Here is a 1402-nt window from a genome sequence, read left to right as displayed (position 1 = left end):
CCCCGGGCCGAAACGGTGGAAGTCTCCCTCCCCGCCGCCGCAGGCTGGGATCACCGGCCCACGGGGGCCGGGGAAGGGAGAGTGCCATGCCGACCCATGTCGCCGCCTCGGACGAGACCTCCGGCGGTGCCTTCGACGACCAGCTGGCCACGCGCCTGCTGCGCAGCCGCATCGTGCTGCTGGGCACGCAGGTGGACGAGGCCAGCGCCAACCGCGTGTGCGCGCAGATCCTGCTGCTCGCCGACGAGGACCCGCGCAGGGACATCACGCTGGCCGTCAACAGCCCCGGGGGCTCGGTGTCGGCCGGACTGGCCATCTACGACGTGATGAACTTCGTCCCCAACGACGTGTCCACCCTGGTCATGGGGTTCGCGGCCAGCATGGGCCAGTTCCTGGCCTGCGTCGGCACGCCGGGCAAGCGCTACAGCCTGCCGCACGCGCGGATCATGATGCACCAGCCCTCCGGGGGCCTGGGCGGGACGGCCGCCGACATCGCCATCCAGGCCGAGAACCTCGCGCACACCAAGCAGACCATGGTGCGGCTCATCGCCAAGCACACCGGCCAGACCGAGGAGACCATCTCCCGGGACCAGCACCGCGACGCCTGGTTCACCGCGCAGGAGGCCAGGGAGTACGGGTTCGTCGACCACGTGGTCGCGTCGGTCGCGGAGATGGACGGCGGAGGCATTCGGCTGGGCGCCGGGGCACCCGGGTTCGCCACGTACGTGAAGGGGGAGGACCGGTGAGCGGTCGTTACACGGTGCCGATGGTGGTGGAGCGCACGCCCCACGGCGAGAGGTCCTTCGACGTGTTCAGCCGACTGCTGTCGGAACGGATCATCTTCCTGGGCACGCCGATCGACGACGACGTCGCCAACGTGGTGATGGCGCAGATGCTCCACCTCGACTACGAGTCGAGCGAGACCGACATCCAGCTCTACATCAACTCGCCGGGCGGCTCGAACACCGCGCTGACCGCCATCTACGACACCATGCGGTTCGTGCGCGCGGACGTGGCCACGGTGTGCATGGGCCAGGCGGCCTCCGCCGCGGCGGTGCTGCTGGCGGCGGGCACGGCGGGCAAGCGCACGGCCCTGGAGCACGCGCGGGTGCTGCTGCACCAGCCCTCCGGGGAGGGCCAGGGAGTGGCCGCCGACCTGGAGATCCAGGCCGAGGAGATCCTGCGGGTCCGCTCGCAGGTGGAGGAGATCCTGGCCCGGCACACCGGGCAGACGCAGGAGCGGCTGCGCGCCGACACCGACCGGGACAAGATCTTCACCGCGCAGCAGGCGAAGGAGTACGGCCTGGTGGACGGGATCATCACCACCCGCCAGGCGCACCCGGCGACGGGGAGGACCGCCGCCTAGGGGACCGTCCGGGGCCGGGGGCAGGCCCCCGGCCCC

The 1402-nt window shown here is 71.6% G+C and carries 2 protein-coding genes; both read left to right on the top strand.

Going from position 1 to position 1402, the window contains the following annotated elements; translation table 11 throughout:
• Positions 1–86 precede the first annotated feature (86 nt).
• Positions 87–746 (top strand): ClpP family protease, encoded by a 660-nt coding sequence (locus DQW06_RS24635; protein ID WP_013155886.1) that lies wholly within the window; start codon positions 87–89, stop codon positions 744–746.
• Positions 743–1366, top strand: a complete 624-nt coding sequence (locus tag DQW06_RS24630) for an ATP-dependent Clp protease proteolytic subunit (protein WP_013155887.1) — start codon at positions 743–745, stop codon at positions 1364–1366. Before DQW06_RS24635 ends, DQW06_RS24630 begins: the two co-directional genes overlap by 4 nt.
• Positions 1367–1402: the final 36 nt, after the last annotated feature.

The organism is Nocardiopsis sp. TNDT3, assembly GCF_003427465.1.
Classification (GTDB): Bacteria; Actinomycetota; Actinomycetes; order Streptosporangiales; family Streptosporangiaceae; genus Nocardiopsis; species Nocardiopsis dassonvillei.
This window is presented reverse-complemented; position numbering and strand designations above follow the sequence as displayed.